We start from the raw sequence: 21,520 nt of genomic DNA on the forward strand, positions 1-21,520 counted from the left end.
ATCGTCGGGAATTTTGTTGAGATCGTTCCCATGTATTTTCAGTCAGCGGGCCTATATTTTGACGCCATGACGCAAAATGTCAAAAAACTATTGATTGCGAACCGAGGTGAAATCGCCCTGCGCGTGGTGCGGACCGCGCGCGAAATGGGCCTCGCCACGGTGGCGGTCTACGCCGAACAGGATCGCGAAGCGCCCTACGTGGCGCTCGCCGACGAGGCGTACCTGCTGCCCGGCGACACCTACAAGGACACGTATCTCAACGAGGACCTGCTCATCGACGTGCTGCACCGCTCCGGCGCGGACGCGGTGCACCCCGGCTACGGCTTCCTCTCCGAAGTCGCCTCCTTCGCCGACAAGGTCGACCGTGCCGGCGCGACATGGATCGGCCCGAGCCCGGAGGCCCTGACCGACCTCGGCGACAAGATCACCGCCCGCCGCGTCGCCACGCGCGCCAAAGTGCCGCCCGTGCCGGGCCTGAGCGAATCCGTCGGCGACATCCGCGCGCTGTACGACTTCGCGCACACGCACGGCTATCCGATCATGATGAAGCGCACGGACGGCGGCGGCGGACGCGGCATCACCATCGTGCGCAGCGACGACGAACTGCGCGGCTTCTACATGAACCACGATTCGCTGCAGGGCGGCGACCTGAACGAATACTTCGTCGAACGCTTCATCGACAAGGGCCGCCACGTCGAAACGCAGTGCGGACGCGACAGCCACGGCAACTTCGCCGTCTACTCGACGCGCGACTGCAGCGTGCAGCGGCGCAACCAGAAACTCATCGAGGAGGCGCCCGCCCCGTTCCTGCCGGAGGGCGTGCACGAGCAGCTCGAACGCTACTCGCGCGCCCTGTTCGACGCGGTCGGCTACGTCGGCCTCGGCACCTGCGAATTCATGCTCACCGACACCGGCAAGGTGTACTTCCTCGAAGTCAACCCGCGCCTGCAGGTTGAGCACACGGTCAGCGAGCAGGTGTGCGGGCTCGACCTGGTGCGCGAGCAGATCACCATCGCGGACGGCGGCGCGCTCACCGAGCCTCCCGCGGCGCGCGGCCACAGCTTCGAACTGCGCATCACCTGCGAGGACCCGGCCAAGAACCTCACTCCCAGCTCCGGCACGCTCACGCGGCTCGAATGGCCGTCCGGCCCCGGCATCCGCGTCGACTCCGGCGTGGTGGAAGGCGACACGATCTCGCCGAAATTCGACTCGATGATGGGCAAGCTGGTCGTCACCGCGCAGGACCGCGAGGCCGCCGTGGCCCGCGTGCGCCGCGCGCTCGGCGAACTGCACATCGAAGGCGTGCCCACGCCCGCCAGCCTGTTCGAGCAGGTGTTCCGCGACGACGAATTCACCGCCGAACACGGCCATCCGTTCGACATCAGCACCAAATGGCTCGAACGCAAGTATCTCAACCGCGAGGCGAACGCGACGCGCGCCGGCCAGCCCGCGTCGCTCAGCGCCGGTGCGACCGGCGCGACCGGTGCGGCGGCCGAGGCGAAGCCGACGCCGACCGAAACGTTCGTGATCGAAATGAACGACAAGCGCGTCAAGCTCACCGTGCCGCTCGACATCGTCGAGAACATCACCGGTTCGGCCCGCGCCCGCGGCGCGCAGCGGCCGACGCAGCCGCTGCGCGGAGCCGGCCTGCACCGCGCGGAATCCGCGCAGCAGAAGACCGCCGACCGGCCGGGCGTGATCGCCGCGCCGATGCAGGCGGTCGTCACGCGCATCAACGTGGCCGAAGGGCAGCACGTCGCCAAGGGCGACCTGCTCGTCGTGCTCGAGTCGATGAAGATGGAGAACTACGTGTACGCGCCGGCCGCCGGCACCGTCACGAAGATCTTCGTCGGGCCCGCGACCGGCGTCGAGGCGGGGGAGACGCTCGTCACGCTCGACGTGGACGGCGCGGACGCGAAGGCCAAGACCGACGCGACCGGTACTGCCGGTACGGCCGGTGCGACGAAGGGAGACGCGCAATGACCGACATCATGCAGTCCCCGGCCGTCAAACAGTATGTGAAACAGCCGGACGGCGACCATCAGCCGATCCGAGCGGCCGTCGCGCGCGCGGCCGAACTCGCGCGCGACGCCGAAGCGCACGCCCGCGAACGCCAGCACGTCAAAGGCAAGAACACGGCCCGCGAACGGCTCGACCTGCTGCTCGACACCGGCACGTTCGAGGAGATCGGACGCTTCGCCGGCGGCGACATCAACAACGGCAAGGCCGGCGCGGCCGTCATCACCGGATTCGGCGACGTGTACGGGCGCAAGATCGCCGTCTACGCGCAGGACTTCTCCGTGCGCGGCGGCACGCTCGGCCGCGCGGAAGGCGAGAAGATCTGCCGGCTCATGGACAAGGCGCTCGAACTCAAGGTGCCGATCGTCGCGCTCATCGACTCCGGCGGCGCGCGCATCCAGGAAGGCGTCGCGGCCCTGACCGAATACGGGCACATCTTCCGCCGCACCTGCAAGGCCAGCGGGTTCGTGCCGCAGATCTCCGTCATCCTCGGGCCGTGCGCTGGCGGCGCTGTCTACTGCCCGGCCCTGACGGACCTCATCATCATGACCCGCGAGCACTCGAACATGTTCGTGACCGGACCGGACGTGGTCAAGGCCGCGACCGGCGAGGTCATCAGCATGGACGACCTCGGCGGCGGCCTCGTGCACAACCGCGTCTCCGGCGTCGCGCACTATCTCGGCGAGGACGAGGCCGACGCGATCGACTACGCGCGCACCGTGCTCGCCTACCTGCCGTCCAGCTCCGACGACGAGCCGCCGACGTACGCGTACGCCGTCACGCGCGCCGAACGCGACACCGCGAAGCGACTGGCGACGATCGTGCCCGACAACGACCGCCAGCCGTACGACATGCTCGACGTGATCCGCTGCATCGTCGACTACGGCGAGTTCGTGCAGGTGCAGGAACTGTTCGCCGGCTCCGCGGTCGTCGGATTCGCGTGCATCGAAGGGCATCCGGTCGGCGTGGTCGCGAACCAGCCGAACGTGAACGCCGGCATCCTCGACGTCGACTCGTCGGAAAAGGTCGCGCGGTTCGTGCGCCTGTGCGACGCGTTCAACCTGCCCGTCATCACGCTCGTGGACACGCCCGGATACAAGCCCGGCGCCGAACAGGAGCACGCCGGCATCATCCGCCGCGGCGCGAAGGTGATCTACGCGTACGGCAACGCGCAGGTGCCGATGGTCACCGTCGTGCTGCGCAAGGCGTTCGGCGGCGCGTACATCGTGATGGGATCCAAAGCGATCGGCGCGGACATGAACTTCGCATGGCCCAGCTCGCAGATCGCCGTCCTCGGCGCGACCGGCGCGGTCAACATCATCCACCGCAAGGACCTGCAGAAGGCGAAGGAAAGCGGGAAGGACGTCGACGCGCTGCGCGCGCAGCTCGTCGCCGACTACCAGCGGACGACCGTCAACGCGAACCTGTCGCTTGAAACCGGGCAGATCGACGCGATGATCGACCCCGAACAGACCCGCGAGGCCATCGCCGAATCCCTCCGCCTGCTCGCCGGCAAACGGCGGACACGCGCCACCACCAAACACCACGGCAACCAACCTTTGTAACGGAATTGGCTTGCGCCGATGCTGCGTCGTGAGCAGCGCTTCCGCGCTGCAGACGCTCCCTCAGTCACGCTTCGCGTGACAGCTCCCTCAGCCGAGGGAGCCTGCAAGGCGTGTTATGAGCTTTCACTTCATGTCCGTCGAACGGATATGAAGCTGGCGGAGCCTCGGCTCCCTCGGCTGAGGGAGCTGGCCGCCGTAGGCGGACTGAGGGAGCGTCTGCGGTGCATCGGCACCGCCAACAACACGGCATCGCGCGAAGCGCGATTCCGATACAGCAGCACGAACGTCATATCCATACTTCGACCATCAACCTCACGTAAGGAACACCAATGACCACCTTCTTTCTGAACAAGCTGGCGGACGAGCCGCACGCGCTCGCGTTCGCCGGACAGTCCACGCCGTGGACCGTCGCGCTCGCGGACGAAACCACCGATCCGACCATCGACGCCGCGCTGCGCGGGCACGCCGCGGCCGCCGACGCGAAACTCGCGCCGGTCGCCGCCGACCTGCTCGCCACCACCGGCCAGCCGGTCGACCTGTTCGGCTTCGCCCCGAACCCGGCCAAGCTCGGCCCCGCCGCCGACGCGACCGCCTCCGTTCCCGGCATCGCGCTCGCCCAACTCGGCGCGCTGCACGACCTCGCCAACCTCGGGTACGACGTCGCCGCCGCCCAGCCGGTCGCCGTGCTCGGCCATTCGCAGGGCGTGCTCGCCGTCCACATGACCCGCGCCATCCAGGACGCCGGCTCGATCGACGCCGCGGCGCCCGTGCTCGACGAAATCCTCGCCGTCGCCTCCCTGATCGGCGCCGCCGGCACCCGCCGCGTGCGCGAACTCGGCCTCAACCCCAAGGTCGGCGAAGCCAGTCCGATGCTGTCCGTCAAGGGCGCCACGCGCGAACAGGTCGAAGCGCTCATCGCCCGCGTCGACCACGCGCGCGGCCCGATCTCCATCGCCGTCACCAACTCCGACAACCATCATGTGCTCTCCGGCTACCCGGAGGACCTGGCCGCCTTCGCGATCGAAACCGAACGCGAGCACCGGCATCAGGCCAAGCTGCGCGAACGAAAGCTGCGCGGCGGCGCCGTGTTCGGCCCGACCCTCGAATATCTCGAGGTCACCCTGCCGTTCCACTCGCCGCTCATGGCCGAGGCGGTCGAACAGACCGTGGCATGGGCCGGCGCATGCGGCTTCGACCAGACCCGCGCCCGCGCGCTCGCCGAGGAGGTGCTGCTCAACCACGTCGACTGGAACGCGCGCGTCAAGGCGCTGTCCGGCGTCGCCGACCCGGCCAAGCTGTGGATCGCGGACCTCGGCCCCGGCAACACGCTCGGCAAGCTCATCGGCAACGTGGTGCAGGGCACCGGCATCGGCGTGGTCGAGGCGACCACGCTGTCCGAACGCGCCGCGCTGTCCACGCTGGAGGGAGAGCCCGAACGCACGCAGAACTGGAAGGCGTTCGCGCCCCGCGTCGTCCGGACGCCGGCCGGCGACAAGCTCGTCACCAAGTTCTCCAAGCTCACCGGCAAGCCGCCGGTGCTGCTGCCCGGCATGACCCCCACCACCGTCGACCCCGAAATCGTGGCCGCGGCCGCCAACGCCGGCTACTGGGCCGAACTCGCCGGCGGCGGCCAGGTGACCGCCGAGGTCTTCGACCGCCACGTCGCGCGCCTCGAGGAACTGCTCGAAGAAGGCCGCACGGTCGAATTCAACGCCATGTTCATGGACCGCTACCTGTGGAACCTGCAGTTCGGCTCCTCGCGCATCGTGCCGAAGAAGCGCGCGTCCGGCGCGCCGATCGACGGCGTGGTCGTCTCCGCGGGCATTCCCGAACTCGACGAGGCCGTCGCGCTCATCAAGTCGCTGCAGGCCGACGGCCTGCCGTACGTGAGCTTCAAGCCCGGCACCGTCGACCAGATCCGTCAGGTCGTGCGCATCGCCAAGGCCGTGGCGCCCACCGTCATCATGATTCAGGTCGAGGGCGGCGAGGCCGGCGGCCACCACAGCTGGGAGGCGCTCGACGACCTGCTCGCCTCCACGTACGCCGAGGTGCGCGCCTGCGACAACCTCGTGCTCGTCGCCGGCGGCGGCATCGGCACGCCCGAACGCGCGGCCGACTACATTTCCGGCCAGTGGGCGCACGCCTACGGCCTGCCCGACATGCCGGTCGACGGCGTGCTCGTCGGCACCGCCGCCATGACCGCCAAGGAGGCGCACACCAGCCCCAAGGTCAAGCGGATGCTCGTCAACACGCCCGGCATTCCCGCCGACGCCAAGTCCGACGACGTGTTCGCGCCGCAGGCCGCCCACTGGGTGCCGTCCGGCAAGGCCGTCGGCGGCGTCTCCTCCGGCCTGAGCCACCTGCACGCCGACATCTACGAGCTGGAGAACGCCTCCGCCGCGTGCGGCCGCCTGCTCGTGCGCGTGATGAAGCACCCAGAGGAGCTCGATTCGCGCCGTCAGGAGATCATCGACGCGCTCGACAAGACCGCCAAGCCCTATTTCGGCGACCTGGCGTCCATGACCTACCTCGCATGGGCGAAGCACTTCGCCGAACTCGCGTTCCCGTGGGTCGACCCGACCTACGTCGACCGCTTCCAGCACCTGCTGCAGCGCATCGAAGCCCGCGTGGCCGACACCGATTCCGGCAAGTTCGCGTCCAAGCTGTTCGCCGCCGACGACGCCACGGCCGACGAGGCCGCCGCGGCCGGCCTGCTGACCCGCGACGATCTCGCCGCCGACCCGACGTCCGCGCTCGACAAGCTCGCCGCGGTCTATCCGCAGGCCGGCGAGCTCACGGTCGTGCCGGCCGACGTGGCCTGGTTCCCCGTGCTCGTGCGCGAATATCCCAAGCCCATGCCGTTCGTGCCCGTCATCGACCACGACCTGCTGCGCTGGTGGGGTCAGGACCAGCTGTGGCAGTCCGAGGATGCGCGGTATTCCGCCGATTCCGTGCGCGCCATCCCCGGTCCGATCTCCGTGGCCGGCATCACCACGGTCGACGAGCCGATCGCCGACATCCTCGGCCGCTTCGAATCCGCCGCGATCGAACGCGTGCGGGACGAACGCGGCGCGTCCGGTGCTGCCGATACGGCTGCCGCCGCCGAACACGACGGCTTCGCCGCGCTCGGCGAGGCGCGCGACGCCGAGGACTTCATCCGCAAGTCGCCGAACATCTCGTGGGTCGGCCACATCACCGACAATCCCGCCTACGGCACCGCGCTCGGCGACCGGCACTACGAGATCCGCGCGGTCGACGCCGCGGCCGGCAAGTACGATCTCGACATCCATCTCGACACGTACTGGGACAACGATCCCGACGGCGGTCTGTCCAAGCACGCCGTGCGCGACATCGTCATCCCGCTCGTCGTCGACGGCGCCGAACCCGGCCGCGTGCCGGTCGTGGACCGCGAACGGCTGATCCCGGACGTCTACGCGATGCTCGCCGCCACCGCCGGCATCGGCAACACCGCCATCACCGGCGACAAGCTCGAGTCCATGCCCGAAATCGTGGCCGCCGAAGGCAAGTCGTTCGGAGAAGCGCACGCCCGCTACACGCTGTCCGCGAACCTCGGCTTCGACCACGAGGCCGCGACCGCTGGCCGGCTGCCGCAGGATCTCGCCGCGTCCCGCATCGCGCCCGACGCGCTCGTCGGCCCCGCATGGCCGGCGATCTACGCAGCGCTCGGCTCGGTCATGGTCGATGGCTATCCGGTCATCGAAGGACTGCTCAACGCCGTTCATCTCGACCATCTCATCGAACTCGAAACCGACGAGGAGCACCTGCTCCGGCACATCGGCAAAACCGTCACCCTGACGTCATGGGCCGAGGACTACTTCGAGTCCGCGTCCGGCCGCGTCGTCACCATCCACGTGACCCACACCGCCGCCGACGGCACGCTGCTGGCCCGCGAAACCGAACGCTTCGCCATCCGCGGCCGCGTCTACTCCGACGCGCTGCCGGCAACCGCGCCGGACAACGGCGACTGGACGGCGCTGCACGGCGCCGAAACCGCGCCGACCGCGCGCCGCATCCTCCGCCGCGTCACCGTCACCGCACCCGGTGACATGACCGCGTTCGCGCGCACCTCCGGCGACTTCAACCCGATCCACACCTCCGTGCGCGGCGCCCGCATCTCCGGCCTCAAGGCCCCGCTCGTGCACGGCATGTGGCTGTCCGCCGTCGCTCAGCACGTCGCGCAGGCGACCGACGTCAAGGGCGCGCACTACGAGATCGCCGGCTGGACCTACAACATGTACGGCATGGTGCAGCTCAACGACCGCGTCGAAATCACCGTCGAACGCGTCGGCAAGGTGCGTCACGGCGGACTCGCGCTCGAAGTGACCTGCCGCATCGACGGGGCGATTGTTTCACGTGGAACAGCGGTGACCCGCGCGCCGATCAGCGCGTTCGTCTACCCCGGCCAGGGCATCCAGAAGCAGGGCATGGTGCTCGACGAGCGCGCCAAGTCCGCCGCCGCCCGCGACGTGTGGGAGCGCGCGGATCGCCTGACCCGCGAAAAGCTCGGGTTCTCGATCCTCGCCCTCGTGCGCGACAACCCGAAGGAGCTCACCGCCAACGGCGTCACCTACCGCCATCCCGATGGACTGCTCAACCTCACGCAGTTCACGCAGGTCGCGCTCGCAACCGTCGCGTTCGCCCAGACCGCGCGCCTGCACGAGGCCGGCGCCGACATCTGGCCGAGCTACTTCGCGGGCCACTCGCTCGGCGAATACAACGCGCTGAGCTCCTTCGCCGGCGTGATCCCGCTCGAAACCGTGCTCGAACTCGTGTTCCACCGCGGTTCGACCATGCACCACCTCATCCCGCGCGACGCGCAGGGCCGCTCCAACTACCGCATGGGCGCGCTGCGTCCGAACCAGTTCGGCGTGGGCGACGACGGCGTGAAGGAATATGTCGAGTCGGTCGCCAAGGCCAGCGGCGAGTTCCTGCAGATCGTCAACTACAACCTCGCCGGCGCGCAGTACGCGGTGGCCGGCACGATCGCCGGACTCAAAGCGCTGCAGGCCGACTCCGCCCGCCGCGTCGCCGAATACGGCGGCAAGCCGGCGTTCATGCTCGTGCCCGGCATCGACGTGCCGTTCCACTCCACGCTGCTCAGGAAGGGTGTGCCGGAGTTCCGCGACAAGCTCGACGCGCTGCTGCCGGCCGAGATCGACTATCGCGGCCGACTGGTGGGCCGTTACATTCCGAACCTCGTCGCCTGCCCGTTCGAGATGACGAAGGAGTTCGCCGCGAAGATCCTCGAGGTCGTGCCGTCGGAGCGGATTAAGGCCGCGCTCGACGATCCGGCAGTGTGGGATGCGTACGCCGCCGACGACCAGAAGCTCGGACGACTGCTGCTCACCGAACTGCTCTCGTGGCAGTTCGCGTCGCCCGTTCGCTGGATCGAGACGCAGGCGCTGATGTTCGGCGAGCGCACGGCCGGCGGGCTCGGCGTGGAGGAGTACGTCGAAGTCGGTCTCGGCAACGCGCCGACGCTCGCCAACCTCGGCTCGAAGACGCTGCGCCTGCCGCAGTTCGTGAACCGCTCCGTCGCCGTCTACAACGTCGGTCGCGACGAGGGACGCGTGTACATGACCGATACCGATTCGCTCGCGCCGGAAGTCGACGACGTTGAAGAGCAGGCGGCAGCCTCGGCTCCCTCGGCTGAGGGCCGAGCCGTGAAGCAAACGCCGGCGGCGTTTGTAGGCGAGGTGCGAGCGACAGCGAGCCAGCAGAGCGCGGCCGCAGGCCGTCCGCAGTTGCAGGACGCTGTCGACCGCGGGTCGACTGGGGGAGCGTCTGCGACGGCAGCCGCCAACGGCAACGCATCGACCGCAGGTCGATCCTCCTCCGTCGTCCCACAGGCCGCCAGCGCCGTGAGCGAGCTTGGCTCTGCGCCGAGTGGACCGGTCTCTGACCTGCCGTTCAAGGCATCCGACGCGATCGGCGTGCTCATGGCGTACTCGGCCAAGGTGCGCCTCGACCAGATCGGCAGCAACGACACCACCGACACGCTCACCAACGGTGTCTCGTCCCGCCGCAACCAGCTGCTCATGGACATCAGCTCCGAGCTGGGAGTCGCCAGCGTGGACGGCGCGGCCGAGGCGACGCTCGACAAGCTCGCCGTGATCGTCAACAAGGCCGCCCCGAACTACAAGCCGTTCGGACCGGTCCTCTCCGACGCGATCCGCGACCGTCTGCGCGCGCTGTTCGGCGCGGCCGGCGTCAAGCCCGCGCACATCCGCGAGCGCGTCACCGGCGTGTGGGGACTCGGCGAAGGCTGGGTGGCCGCCACCACCGCGGCGCTCCTGCTTGACACCCGTGAAGGCTCCAGCTCGCGCGGCGGCGATCTCGCCAAGCTGCCGACCGGCGCCGCCGCCAACGCGGCCGCCGCGGACAAGCTCATCGACGACGCGGTCGCGCTGGTCGGCCAGACCAAGGGCGTGGCCGTCTCCAAGCCGTCTGCCGGCGGTTCGGCCGGCGGCGCGGTCGTCGATTCCGCCGCGCTCGACGCGTTCGCCGCGAAGGTGACCGGCGAGAACGGCGTGCTGGCGACCGCCGCGCGCACCGTGCTCAACCACCTCGGACTCTCCGCGCCGGCCGTCGACTTCGACGCCGACGAGGCCGCACGCAACGCGGCCGTGGTCAACGCGGTCACCGCCGAGCTCGGCTCCGACTGGCCGAAGCAGGTGGAACCGCGCTTCGACCAGAACAAGGCGATTCTGTTCGACGACCGCTGGGCATCCGCCCGCGAGGACCTCGCCCGCGCGTTCTACGACGGCAACCCGGCGCTGCTGGACGGCGGCTTCCGCGGCCTCGGCAAGGCCGTGGCCGACGAGGCCCGCTGGTTCGCGGGCAAGGCGAGTGGCGATCTCAAGACCGCATTCGAACGCATCGCGGCCGAAGCGCTTGAACCCGCGTCCGACGACCCGGCATCGTCGCGCTTCGCGGGCGACGTCGCGATCGTCACCGGCGTCAGCCCGAACTCGATCGCCGCGCAGGTCGTCGAGGGCCTGCTCGCCGGCGGCGCGACCGTCATCGCCACGTCGCACAGCTTCAAGCCGTCCGTCAAGGCATGGGCCAAGCAGGCGTACCGCGAGCACGCCGCGGGCGACGCGAAGCTCTGGCTCGTCCCGGCGAACCTGTCCAGCTACCGCGACGTCGACGCGCTGGTGCAGTGGGTCGGCAACGAGCAGAAGAAGACGAGCGGCGCGACCACGACGATCCTCAAGCCAGCGTATGAGCCGACCCTGTTCTTCCCGTTCGCCGCGCCGCCGGTGCACGGCACGATGGCCGACTCCGGCGAACTGTTCGAATCGCAGGCGCGACTCATGCTGTGGGGCGTCGAACGCGCGATCGCCGGACTCGCGTCCATCGGCGCGGACACGGACGTGCAGCATCGCATGCACGTCGTGCTGCCCGGCTCGCCCAACCGCGGCGTGTTCGGCGGCGACGGCGCGTACGGCGAGGTCAAGTCCGCGTTCGACGCGATCGTCAACCGCGCCCGCGCCGAGCGCGTGTGGTCCGATCGCGTGACGTTCGCCCACCCGAAGATCGGCTGGGTGCGCGGCACCGGACTCATGGGCGGCAACGATCCGCTCGTCGACGTCGTCGAACGCCACGGCATTCGCACGTACTCGACCGCCGACATCGCGGCCAAACTGCTTGACCTGTGCACCGCCGCATCGCGCGCGGCCGCCGCGAAGGCGCCGCTCGACGTCGACCTGACAGGCGGTCTCGGCAACGAGCCGATCGACATCAAGGCGCTGCGCGCCGAGGCGGAAGCGGACGCGGCTCAGAAGCAGGCGGTAGCCTCGGCCCCCTCGGCTGAGGGGGCTGTCAGCGAAACTGGCTGGGGGAGCGTCACACCCGATACGTCCAAGAAATCTGTGCTCAAAGCGCTGCCCACGCCGATCGTCGCCGAGCAGGCGCCGGTCGATCTCAACGACTGGACGAACGTCACCGCGCGTCCGGAAGACGAGATCGTCATCGTCTCCATCGGCGAGCTCGGCCCGTGGGGCTCCGGCCGCACGCGCGCCGAAGCCGAACTCGGCATCCACTCCGACGGCACCGTCGACCTCAACGCCGGCGCCGTACTCGAACTCGCGTGGAACATGGGCCTGCTCACGTGGCAGGACAGCCCGAAGCCCGGCTGGTACGACACCGACGGCAACCTCGTGCCCGAAGAGGACATCGCCGAACGCTACCACGACGAGGTCGTGGCCCGCTCCGGCATCCGCCCCTTCGAAGAGGGCATGGGCAACGACTACAAGGACGGCGCCGACGAGGAGGAGGCCGAGGTCTTCCTCGACCACGACGTCACCTTCTCCGTGCCCACCCGCGAAGCCGCCGACGAATACGTCAAGCTCGACGAGGCGCACACCACCATCGCGCCGGACGCGGAATCCGGCGAATGGAACGTGACCCGCCACGCCGGCTCGATGATCCGCGTGCCGCGCCGCGCCGCCATGACCCGCACGGTCGGCGGCCAGTTCCCGACCGGCTTCGACCCGACCCGCTGGGGCATCCCCGCCTCGATGGTCGGCGACGTCGACGAGATCGCGCTGTGGAACATCGTCACCACCGTGGACGCGTACCTGTCCGCCGGCTTCACCCCGGCCGAAATCCTGCGGTCCATCCACCCCTCGCTGGTGGCCAGCACGCAGGGCACCGGCTTCGGCGGCATGATGTCGATGCGCAAGCTGTACCTCGACCGCTTCCTCAACCACGAGATCCCCACCGACATCCTGCAGGAGGCGCTGCCGAACGTCGTCGCCGCGCACGTCATGCAGTCGTACATCGGCGGCTACGGCAACATGATCCAGCCCGTCTCCGCCTGCGCCACCGCGGCCGTCTCCCTCGAGGAGGGCGTCGACAAGATCGCCCTCGGCAAGGCCGACTTCGTGGTCACCGGCGCGATCGACGACATCGGCGTGGAATCGGTGATCGGCTTCGGTAACATGAACGCCACCGCCAACTCCGCGGAGATGTACGGCAAGGGCATCGACGCGCGGTTCTTCTCCCGCGCGAACGACCGTCGCCGCGGCGGCTTCCTCGAATCGCAGGGCGGCGGCACGATCCTCGTGACCCGCGGCGACATCGCGCTCAAGCTCGGCCTGCCGGTCGCGGCCGTGGTCGGCTTCATCCACTCCTACGCGGACGGCGCGCACACGTCGATCCCGGCACCGGGACTGGGCGCGCTCGCGGCCGGCCTCGGCGGGCGCGACTCCAAGCTCGTGCGCGATCTGGCGAAGCTCGGCGTCACGCCGGACGACATCGCCGTGGTCTCCAAGCACGACACGTCCACGAACGCCAACGATCCGAACGAATCCGAGCTGCACAACACGCTGGCGCACGCCATCGGCCGCACCGACGGCAACCCGCTGTTCGTGATCTCGCAGAAGACGCTCACCGGCCACGCGAAGGGCGGCGCCTGCATCTTCCAGGTCAACGGCCTGACGCAGCTGTTCAAGTCCGGCGTGATTCCGGCGAACGCGGCGCTCGACTGCGTGGACCCGAAGCTCCGGCGCGACGACCACATGGTGTGGCTGCGCAAGCCGCTGCGCATCGGCGGCGGCGAGGACGAGTTCGGCCGCAAGAGCGCCGGCCGTCCGGTCAAGGCCGGCCTGGCCACGTCCCTCGGTTTCGGCCACGTGTCCGGTTTCGTGGCGCTCGTGCACCCCGGCGCCTTCGAGGCGGCCGTGGCGAAGACGGACGGCGAGGCCGCGCTGGACGAATGGCGCGAGCGCGCCAACGCCCGGCTGGCCGCCGGCCAGCGCCGGCTCGAGGAAGGCATGATGGGCCGTGCGGCGCTCTACGAGCCGATCGACAACCGTCGCTTCCGCAAGGACGGCCACGGCTACGACGCGCACGAGGTCGAGAAGGCCATGCTGCTCGATCCGAACGCCCGCCTCGCCGAATCCGGCTTCTACGAGGCCTGATCCGCCTCGGCGGTCATCGGAATCCCCTCGCGGGCGGGCGCCCTCGGTGCGCCCGTCCGTTTCGACTGCGGGAAGCCCATCGGACTTCCCGCATGACGGCCATCCGCATGTTACGAACCTGTTTCGTGCGGATGGCCGTTTGCGTTACCGCCGTGAACCATACCGGACAAAGCATGATGTTTGCGTTCTACAATGCGGTGCAAACCTGTGCAACGGACGCGGGTCGCCAACGAGAGGAAGCACATCATGGCATATTCGGTTTCCGTTATCACACGCATCGGGCGCAGCATCATCCGCCCGGCCGTCGCGGCGCTCGGCGCCGTCGCGCTCGCCGTATCGCTGGGAGCGTGCGGGGCGACGAACGGCGGAAGCACCGCGACGCTGAAGACGGAGGCGGCCTCCGGCACGCCGTCGTCGTACAAGGGCGCGCTGCCGATGCCGTCGGCCAGCAAGGCGTACAACAACACGCAGCCGCGCGACAACATCAAGCAGGGCGGCACGCTCACGCTGCCGATCTCGTCCATCGGCCCCAACTTCAACCTCAACACCACCGCGGGCTTCACCGCCTACACCGGCTACCTGTGGCAGATGTACCTGCCGCGGCTGTGGGACTTCAGCATCGACGGCGGCAAGGTCACGCCGAACCCCGACTATCTCACGTCGGTCAAGCTGACCTCCACGAACCCGGAGACCGTCGTCTACGACATCAATCCGAAAGCCAACTGGAACGACGGCACGCCGATCGACTGGACCGCGTTCGAAACCGTCTGGAAAACCATGAACGGCAAGAACGCCGCGTACTCGGCGTCCACCACCACCGGCTACAGCAACATCGCCAGCGTCAAGCGCGGCAAGGACGACAAGCAGGCCGTGGTGACCTTCTCCAAGCCGTTCTACCCGTACGAGTCGCTGTTCGGCTACCTCATGCACCCGAAGAACCAGGATCCGACCGTCTTCGCGCAGGGCTGGGCCAACAATCCGCACAACGAGTGGGGCGCCGGCCCGTTCGTCGTGAGCAGCTTCGACGAGTCGCAGATCGTGTTCACCCCCAACCCGAAGTGGTGGGGCAACAAGCCCAAGCTTGACAAGGTCACGTTCAAGGCCATGGAGGTCCAGGCCGCGTCCAACGCCTTCCAGAACGGCGAGATCGACGCGTCCGGCGCCAGCACCGCCGACACCATCAAGAGCGCCCGCAACATGAAGAACGTGTCGCTGCGCATCGGCTACGGCAATTCGCTGTACTACATCGTACTCAACGTCAAGTCCGCGCCGCTCGACGACCTCAGCGTGCGCAAGGCCATCAGCCAGGCCGTCGACCGCAAGCAGCTGTCCACCATCAAGTTCCAGGGCACCGACTGGAACCAGCCGGTGACCACGTCGAACGTCATCCTGCCGTTCCAGAAGGGCTATGAGAACAACTTCCCGTCCGAGGGCAACTACAATCCGGCCAGCGCCAAGAAGACGCTCGAATCCGCCGGCTACAAGCTGGGCTCCGACGGCTACTACGAGAAGGGCGGCAAGGAGCTCGAGGTCAAGTGGACGATGTTCAGCGACGACAGCACCACCACCGCCATCGCGAAGGCGTTCCAGAGCATGCTCAAGAAGAGCGGCATCAAGGCCGACCTCGACGTGCAGTCCGGCGCGAACTTCTCCAAGGTCCTCGCCGACGCCTCGTGGCAGGCCATGGCCCTCGGCGGCGAGAACACCGACCCGTTCGGCTACTCCACTGCCGGTTCGGGTTCCTACGGCTCCGACGCGGCCAACGAATGGGGCGGCACGCCCGAGCAGCAGAAGGTGCTTGACCAAGTGTCCGCGGAGCCGGACGCCGACAAGGCCCGCGACCTGTTCAACAAGCTCGAGAAGAGCGCCATGAAGCGCTATACGCGCCTGCCCATGTGGAACGGCCCGACCTCGTTCGCCGTCAAGGACGGGCTCGCCAACTTCGGCCCCGCCGGATTCGAGGCGTCCGGCAGCGGCATGCTGCTGCACGTCGAGGACGTCGGCTGGCAGAAGTGAGCTGTGAGCTGCCGGTGAGTAGTTTGAGCCATTGAGTTGTTGAGTTGTTGAGCTGTTGAGGCGGGGTTGCGGACGGCTGGTTCGGTCGCTCGCAACCCCGCCTCTGTCATGGTGATGGGCATGCCGGGTATCTGCCGGGTATTCTGGGTATGCCGGACGGACTGCGGTGCGTGTTCGACCGGCAGCATGGACATTCCGGAGAGGGGAGACGCGACCGTGACGACGATCGGACTGGGCCATGACGTGGTCGACGTTGCGGTGTTCGCCGAGCAGCTGGCGGAACCCGGCTCGCGGATGCGCGCGCTGTTCTCCGTGCGCGAGCTGCGGCAGGCGGTCGAGCGGTCGCGGCTGAAGCACGACGGCGAGCCGGTGCATCTTGCGGCCAAGTGGGCCGGCAAGGAGGCGGTGCTCAAGGCGTGGTGCGAGGCGATGCCCGCGTTCTCGGCCGCGCGGTCGATGCCGTATACGATCGACGATTTCCCGTGGTCGAAGATCGAGATCCTCGACGATGCGATCGGCGTGCCGCACGTCGTGCTCGCCGACGACGTCGCGCGCGAGCTGCGACTGTCGCTGTCGGCCGGGGGAGCGGGCGCGATCCGATGGCACGTGTCGCTGTCGCACGACGGTCCGGTCGCGTCCGCGGTCGCGATGCTGCAGGTCGACTGACGTATTCGGTCGCGATCGTCCGTCGCCGGCCGGTCGGCGGTCACCGACCGGAGCTGGTCGTCGTTCGCGGATCGTGCGTTGCGCCGCGTGTCGAACCGGTTTTATGTCGAACCGGTTTGATATAACGAAACCCGTACGTCAAAGGATTGACGAGAAGAAGAGCCCATCGCAGACGAAGGAGTTTCGCATATGGCACAGGCAACCGCAACCGACGACATCTTCACCACCCGTCTCGCCCGTCACCGCGACGAACTCGAGCGCCTGTTCATGAGCCTCTACCACAACGAGGAGGCGTTCGGCACGCTGCTCGCGGCCATGGAAAGCGCCGCCAAGGACCGCCCCGCCGATTTGAAGAAGCTCGACGTCGCCCGAGAGGCCGATCCCGAATGGTACAAGCGCGGCGACATGTTCGGCATGACCATGTACACCGACCTGTTCGCCGGCAACCTCAGGAAACTCGCCGACAAGATCCCGTACCTCAAGGAACAGAAGCTCACCTACCTGCACCTCATGCCGCTGCTGCAGATGCCGCATCCGAACAACGACGGCGGCTACGCGGTCGAGGACTTCGACAACGTCGACCCGTCCATCGGCACCAACGAGGACCTCGCCGCCCTCACCAAGAAACTGCGCAAGGCCGGCATCAGCCTGTGCCTCGACTTCGTGATGAACCACACCGCGTCCACCCACCGCTGGGCCAAGGCCGCGCAGGCCGGCGACCCGGAGTACCAGGACTACTACTTCTGCTACGACGACCGCACCATCCCCGACCAGTACGACGCCGTCGTGCCGCAGGTCTTCCCCGGCTCCGCGCCCGGCAACTTCACGTGGAACGAGCAGATGCAAAAGTGGGTCATGACCCAGTTCTACCCGTTCCAGTGGGACCTCAACTACCGCAATCCGAAGGTGCTCGTCGCCATGATGTCGAGCGTCATGCACCTCGCCAACCTCGGCGTCGAAGTGTTCCGCATCGACGCCGTGCCCTACATCTGGAAGGAACTCGGCACCAACTGCCGCAACCTGCCCACCGTGCACACCATCGTGCGCATCCTGCGCATCATCCTCGAATGCGTGTGCCCGGCCGTCGTGCTCAAGGGCGAGGTCGTCATGGCCCCCAAGGAGCTCGCCGCGTACTTCGGCACGCCCGAAGCGCCCGAGTGTCACATGCTGTACAACGTGTCGATCATGGTGAACCTGTGGAGCGCGCTCGCCAGCCAGGACACGCGCCTGCTCAAGGCGCAGATCGACAAGCTCAACGCCCTGCCCGACAACTGCTGGTTCGTCAACTACCTGCGCTGCCACGACGACATCGGCTGGGGCCTCGACGAGGACGTGGAGCGGCAGATCGGCATCGACCCGCTCAAGCACAAGGAATTCCTGTACCACTTCTACGAGGGCGCGGTCCCCGGCAGCTGGGCCATGGGCGAACTGTACAACTACGACGCGGCCACGTCCGACGCGCGCAGCTGCGGCACCACCGCCAGCCTGTGCGGCATCGAACGCGCGATCATCACGCACGACAAGCCGGCCCTCGACAAGGCCGTCGACCGCGACCTGCTCATGCACCGCGCGATGGCGTTCCTGCGCGGCTTCCCGATGCTCAACTGCGGCGACGAAATCGCCCAGCTCAACGGCTGGGACTACAAGGAGGACCCGGACCGCATCGAAGACAGCCGCAACCTGCACCGCAGCAAGTTCGACTGGTCCAAGGCCGAACTGCGCCACGATCCCGGCACGCTGCAGAACCGCCTGTGGGAAGGCATGGCAAGCCTGCGCGAGATGCGCGACGACCCGTGCTTCGCGCCCGACGCGTGGGTGTCGACGTGGGACACGTTCAATGACGCGGTGCTCGCCGTCGTCCGCCAGATTCCGGGCGAGACGATCGTCGGCCTGTTCAACTTCTCCGGCTACCCGCAGCACGCCCACCTCAACGGCTCCCAGTACGTGATGGACGCGCTCGACGCCGACCTCGAACCGTACGAGGCCAAGATCATCCGCCGATGACGTCGCGGAGCCGCTCCTGCTCCGTGCTTCCCTGAAATGGACGCGTCGCCCGCATCGTGCGCGGGCGGCGCGTTTTTCGTGGCGCGTGGTGCTGCTGTTCGTTGATATCGATATCGCGCTATCGCGCGATGTTGTGCTACCGGTGGCAGCAATGCCGCCGCCCAAGCCAGTATTCAACGCATCACGATGCTGGCGGAGCCTCGCCCCCCCCCACGTGGCCGCAAATCATGCAAGAAATGGCCAGACGCGTGGAGGTCAATCCAGAAAACCCGCATGGTTCTCCCCTATGGAAGTGGAACAATGAAACGTCCCGGCGCTCGCCAATGAGCATCGGGGGCCTTCTGCCTATCTTGATATTATGCGCATTATACGTATAGTATGGGGTATGAGGTTCAAGGAAATCGAGAAGATACTGCTGGCGGACGGCTGGACGTCCATCGCTCAGAAGGGCAGCCATCGCCAGTATGTCCACCCGACGAAGCCGGGCAAGGTCACTGTGCCCGACCATCTCGGCGACGTGAACCCCTACATCGTCAAATCGATATGGAAACAGGCCGGCATCAACGAAAAGAGGACGAAATGAAACTGGTCTACCCGATCATCCTCACCCCGTACGAGGACCACAGCGGCGGCTACGTCGTCACCGCGCCCGACATGCCCGGCCTCGTCACCGGCGGAGACAATCTCGCCGAAGCGCTGGACATGGCGCGCGACGCCGCCAGCGGCTGGGTGCTCACCGAACTCGAGGACGGTCGCGACGTTCCGCACGCCAGCAACATCGCGGACGTGACGCCCGACGAGCCGAACGGCATCGTCAGCCTCATTTCCCTGGACATGGACGCGTACGCCGAGAAATACGGCAAGAAGGCGGTGCGCAAGAACGTGACCATTCCCGCATGGCTCGACACGTTCGGCGAGCGCCACAACATCAACTATTCGCAGGTGCTGCGCGAGGGGCTTGAGAGCCGGTATCGTGCTCTGCAGGATGCGTGAGGAGGGCTTGCGATGGGTTTTTCGTTCAGAAAGAGCAAGTCGTTGGGCAAGGGTCTGCGGCTGAACCTCGGCAAGAAGGGCGTTTCGGTGAGCGTCAAGGTCGGCAATACGACGTTCAGTTCCACGGGGCGTGTGACCACGAGGATCGCGCCCGGAATCTCCTATTCGACCAGCCTCAAGAGGAAACGGAAGTAGTCGACGGCCGGGCGCGGTTCACGTCCCGGCCGTCAGGCCTTGTTGCCGTTGATGATGGCGAGCGCCGCCTGTGCGTCCGGTTTGTTGCGGAGACGGATGGTGATGTTGGGCTTGAGTCCGCTGCGGTAGAGGCGGATGGTTTTGCCGGTGGCTTGGACGCCGGTGATGTCGTTGTAGTAGATGATGTCGGTTCGTGTGATCCTGCCGAAGAGGCCGTGTCGGTCGATTTCGATGCGGTTGCGATAGAGACGGAAATTGCCGGCGTCGAAGAGAACCTCAGGGGTGGTGGGTGTGGCCATCGTTGGTCTCCTTTGGATGAGTTGGTGTTGATTGTATATGCTGATGGCCTGTCGTGCTTGTTGGGCGGGGTGCGAGTCGTTTTTTGGGTGTTTATGACACGCGCGGATAAGACCCACGTTTTGTCTATTAACCCATGGATTTCATTTTGTATCGTGGCTGAGATCGCCCTATCGTGTCGGAACACTCCGAATCGTGCCGTGAGCCGAGACCTGACGTGAAAAAGCAGAAGAGGCCGGAAACCCTTGGAATCATTGGGTTTCCGGCCTCTCAGCTGGGAGCGGATGACGGGAATCGAACCCGCGTAATCAGTTTGGAAGACTGATTACGCTACTCCCGTAATCCTTACTGCCAGTTGACGTTCACGGCCCAACGATCCGGTTAGGTCACACTATGGTCATGCTAACGTTTTTGTTGCTTTTTGGCGCTGGATTGGCTCCAGCTACCAGCCATGATACCGGCATTCGCACGCAAGCAAAAAAGCCCCGTTCAGCACCGCCGGTCGTGGCCGGCAATGTTGAACGGGGCGCTTTCTAGGGTGTCGACCGGGTTTACTGTCCTGCGATGGTGGCGACGTTGTGGCCGTCGTCTACCTCGGGGATGCCTGCCGTGCTGGTGAGCAGGCTGAGGATTGCGGCGAGTCCGGCGGTGCCGGCGATGACGCGCCAGTCGACCGAGCCGATGAGCGTGGTGGTGCCGATGGCGGCGACCGCGCTCTGTGCGGCGGTTTTGACCGCTCGAATCGCCGCGGCTTTGAACCAGAGGATGAGGTTTTCGGCCTCGCTGCCGTCGATGAGGTCGTCGATATCGGGGCGTCCGTCGTTCTTGACCATGATCATGCTCCTTACTCGTCGATGCGGATGCCAAACGCGTCGGGGTTTTCGACCTTGTTCTGGCCGGGCTTGCCGCGCAGCGCGCCCCATTCGACGACCTTGGCGCCGGCCTGGCGCAGCACGTTGAGCGTGTCCTTCTGGTCTTCGGGGTCGTGGAATGCGCGCCATGTGCCGGCGAGCACGTTGGCCACGCAGATCGCGCCGCTGTACTGGAAGAGAATGTGGGTTGCTTTCATATCGCTGATGACTCCTTCGATGAGACTGGTATTGGTGGTTGGTTTGGTGGTGGTTGTGGTTTTGCCGCCGGTGGCGTAGGCCTGCCATGCGGCGCGGTCTCCGTAGAACTTGTTGAGGTCGAGGCTGCCGTTCCAGCCGTCGAGCTTGCCGCTGCTCGTGTACTGGCGCATGGCGCACTGGTAGGCGCCTTCGTTCCATGGGGTCGACTGGTAGCCGGTGGTCTCATAGTTCGGATACTGGGCGATCCACAGACCGCAGTTTTTCCTCACATCATCGGGTATCTGACTGATCGCGGACGACTGCACGTAGACGAGCGGCCAGACGCCGGTACGTTTGTGGACTCGCTCCACCCATGCTCGCACCCATGTGCCGTCACCCCACGCCGTGTTGTCCCCGGACTCCCAGTCGAGCACGGGGATGGCTTTGCCTCGCCACGGATTGAACGTCGCGAGGAAATGATTGGCCTCCGTCGTGGCGGTGCCGCCGCGAGCGTAATGGTACGCGCCGAGTAGCTTGCCGGCCCTTGCCGCGCCGTTGATTTGTGCGTTCCATGTCGGGCTCACGTAGCCGGTGCCCTCGGTCGCTTTGACGATGACGAAATCACACGGCACTTTGGCGAGATCGATGCCGGCCTGCCAGCTGGCGATGTCGATGCCGTTCAACGCCATAGGTGCTCCTTTCCGCCCGGTTTCGGGCATGAGAAAAGCCCGGAGGCGAGGTTGCCTTCGGGCTTTAGGGTTTGGTTGTG

Annotated in this window: 12 protein-coding genes and 1 tRNA gene; 9 read left to right on the top strand and 4 right to left on the bottom strand. The window is 67.0% G+C overall.

Features of this window, described 5'->3' with window-relative positions:
- Positions 1-66: 66 nt before the first annotated feature.
- The 9 genes from KIH79_RS06585 to KIH79_RS06625 all read left to right on the top strand — a co-directional run bounded on the left by KIH79_RS06585 (position 67) and on the right by KIH79_RS06625 (position 19,405).
- Positions 67-1,983 carry an ATP-binding protein gene (locus KIH79_RS06585; RefSeq protein ID WP_219058688.1) on the top strand — a complete coding sequence of 639 codons (1,917 nt, stop codon included), beginning with the start codon at positions 67-69 and terminating at the stop codon, positions 1,981-1,983.
- On the top strand, positions 1,980-3,584 hold the full coding sequence (locus KIH79_RS06590; RefSeq protein WP_219058689.1) for an acyl-CoA carboxylase subunit beta: 1,605 nt from the start codon (positions 1,980-1,982) through the stop codon (positions 3,582-3,584). Before KIH79_RS06585 ends, KIH79_RS06590 begins: the two co-directional genes overlap by 4 nt.
- A gap of 329 nt (positions 3,585-3,913) precedes the next feature.
- Positions 3,914-13,531, top strand: coding sequence for a type I polyketide synthase (locus KIH79_RS06595; protein ID WP_219058690.1), 9,618 nt, complete (start codon positions 3,914-3,916; stop codon positions 13,529-13,531).
- Positions 13,532-13,777: 246 nt separating this feature from the next.
- A complete protein-coding gene (locus KIH79_RS06600) occupies positions 13,778-15,547 on the top strand; it encodes an ABC transporter family substrate-binding protein (RefSeq protein WP_219058691.1) in 1,770 nt (589 codons plus the stop codon).
- Between the two features lie 216 nt (positions 15,548-15,763).
- A complete protein-coding gene (locus KIH79_RS06605) occupies positions 15,764-16,213 on the top strand; it encodes a holo-ACP synthase (protein WP_476695641.1) in 450 nt (149 codons plus the stop codon).
- 189 nt (positions 16,214-16,402) lie between these two features.
- The gene (locus KIH79_RS06610) at positions 16,403-18,217 is read left to right on the top strand and encodes an alpha-amylase family protein (RefSeq protein ID WP_219058693.1); all 1,815 of its coding nucleotides are present in this window, start codon (positions 16,403-16,405) and stop codon (positions 18,215-18,217) included.
- 385 nt (positions 18,218-18,602) lie between these two features.
- On the top strand, positions 18,603-18,800 hold the full coding sequence (locus KIH79_RS06615; RefSeq protein WP_219058694.1) for a type II toxin-antitoxin system HicA family toxin: 198 nt from the start codon (positions 18,603-18,605) through the stop codon (positions 18,798-18,800).
- Positions 18,797-19,210, top strand: coding sequence for a type II toxin-antitoxin system HicB family antitoxin (locus tag KIH79_RS06620; protein WP_219058695.1), 414 nt, complete (start codon positions 18,797-18,799; stop codon positions 19,208-19,210). Before KIH79_RS06615 ends, KIH79_RS06620 begins: the two co-directional genes overlap by 4 nt.
- A gap of 12 nt (positions 19,211-19,222) precedes the next feature.
- On the top strand, positions 19,223-19,405 hold the full coding sequence (locus KIH79_RS06625) for a DUF4236 domain-containing protein (RefSeq protein WP_219058696.1): 183 nt from the start codon (positions 19,223-19,225) through the stop codon (positions 19,403-19,405).
- Positions 19,406-19,437: 32 nt separating this feature from the next.
- Here KIH79_RS06625 and KIH79_RS06630 read toward each other — a convergent pair whose 3' ends face one another.
- The 4 genes from KIH79_RS06630 to KIH79_RS06645 form a co-directional block, all read right to left on the bottom strand.
- Positions 19,438-19,704 (bottom strand): hypothetical protein, encoded by a 267-nt coding sequence (locus tag KIH79_RS06630; RefSeq protein ID WP_219058697.1) that lies wholly within the window; start codon positions 19,702-19,704, stop codon positions 19,438-19,440.
- Between the two features lie 277 nt (positions 19,705-19,981).
- Positions 19,982-20,068, bottom strand: a tRNA-Ser gene (locus KIH79_RS06635).
- Positions 20,069-20,253: 185 nt separating this feature from the next.
- Complete coding sequence (locus KIH79_RS06640; RefSeq protein ID WP_219058698.1) at positions 20,254-20,535, bottom strand: holin; 282 nt, start codon at positions 20,533-20,535, stop codon at positions 20,254-20,256.
- A gap of 11 nt (positions 20,536-20,546) precedes the next feature.
- Positions 20,547-21,440, bottom strand: coding sequence for a GH25 family lysozyme (locus tag KIH79_RS06645; protein WP_219058699.1), 894 nt, complete (start codon positions 21,438-21,440; stop codon positions 20,547-20,549).
- Positions 21,441-21,520: the final 80 nt, after the last annotated feature.

The organism is Bifidobacterium miconis (assembly GCF_019331735.1).
GTDB classification, from domain to species: domain Bacteria; phylum Actinomycetota; class Actinomycetes; order Actinomycetales; family Bifidobacteriaceae; genus Bifidobacterium; species Bifidobacterium miconis.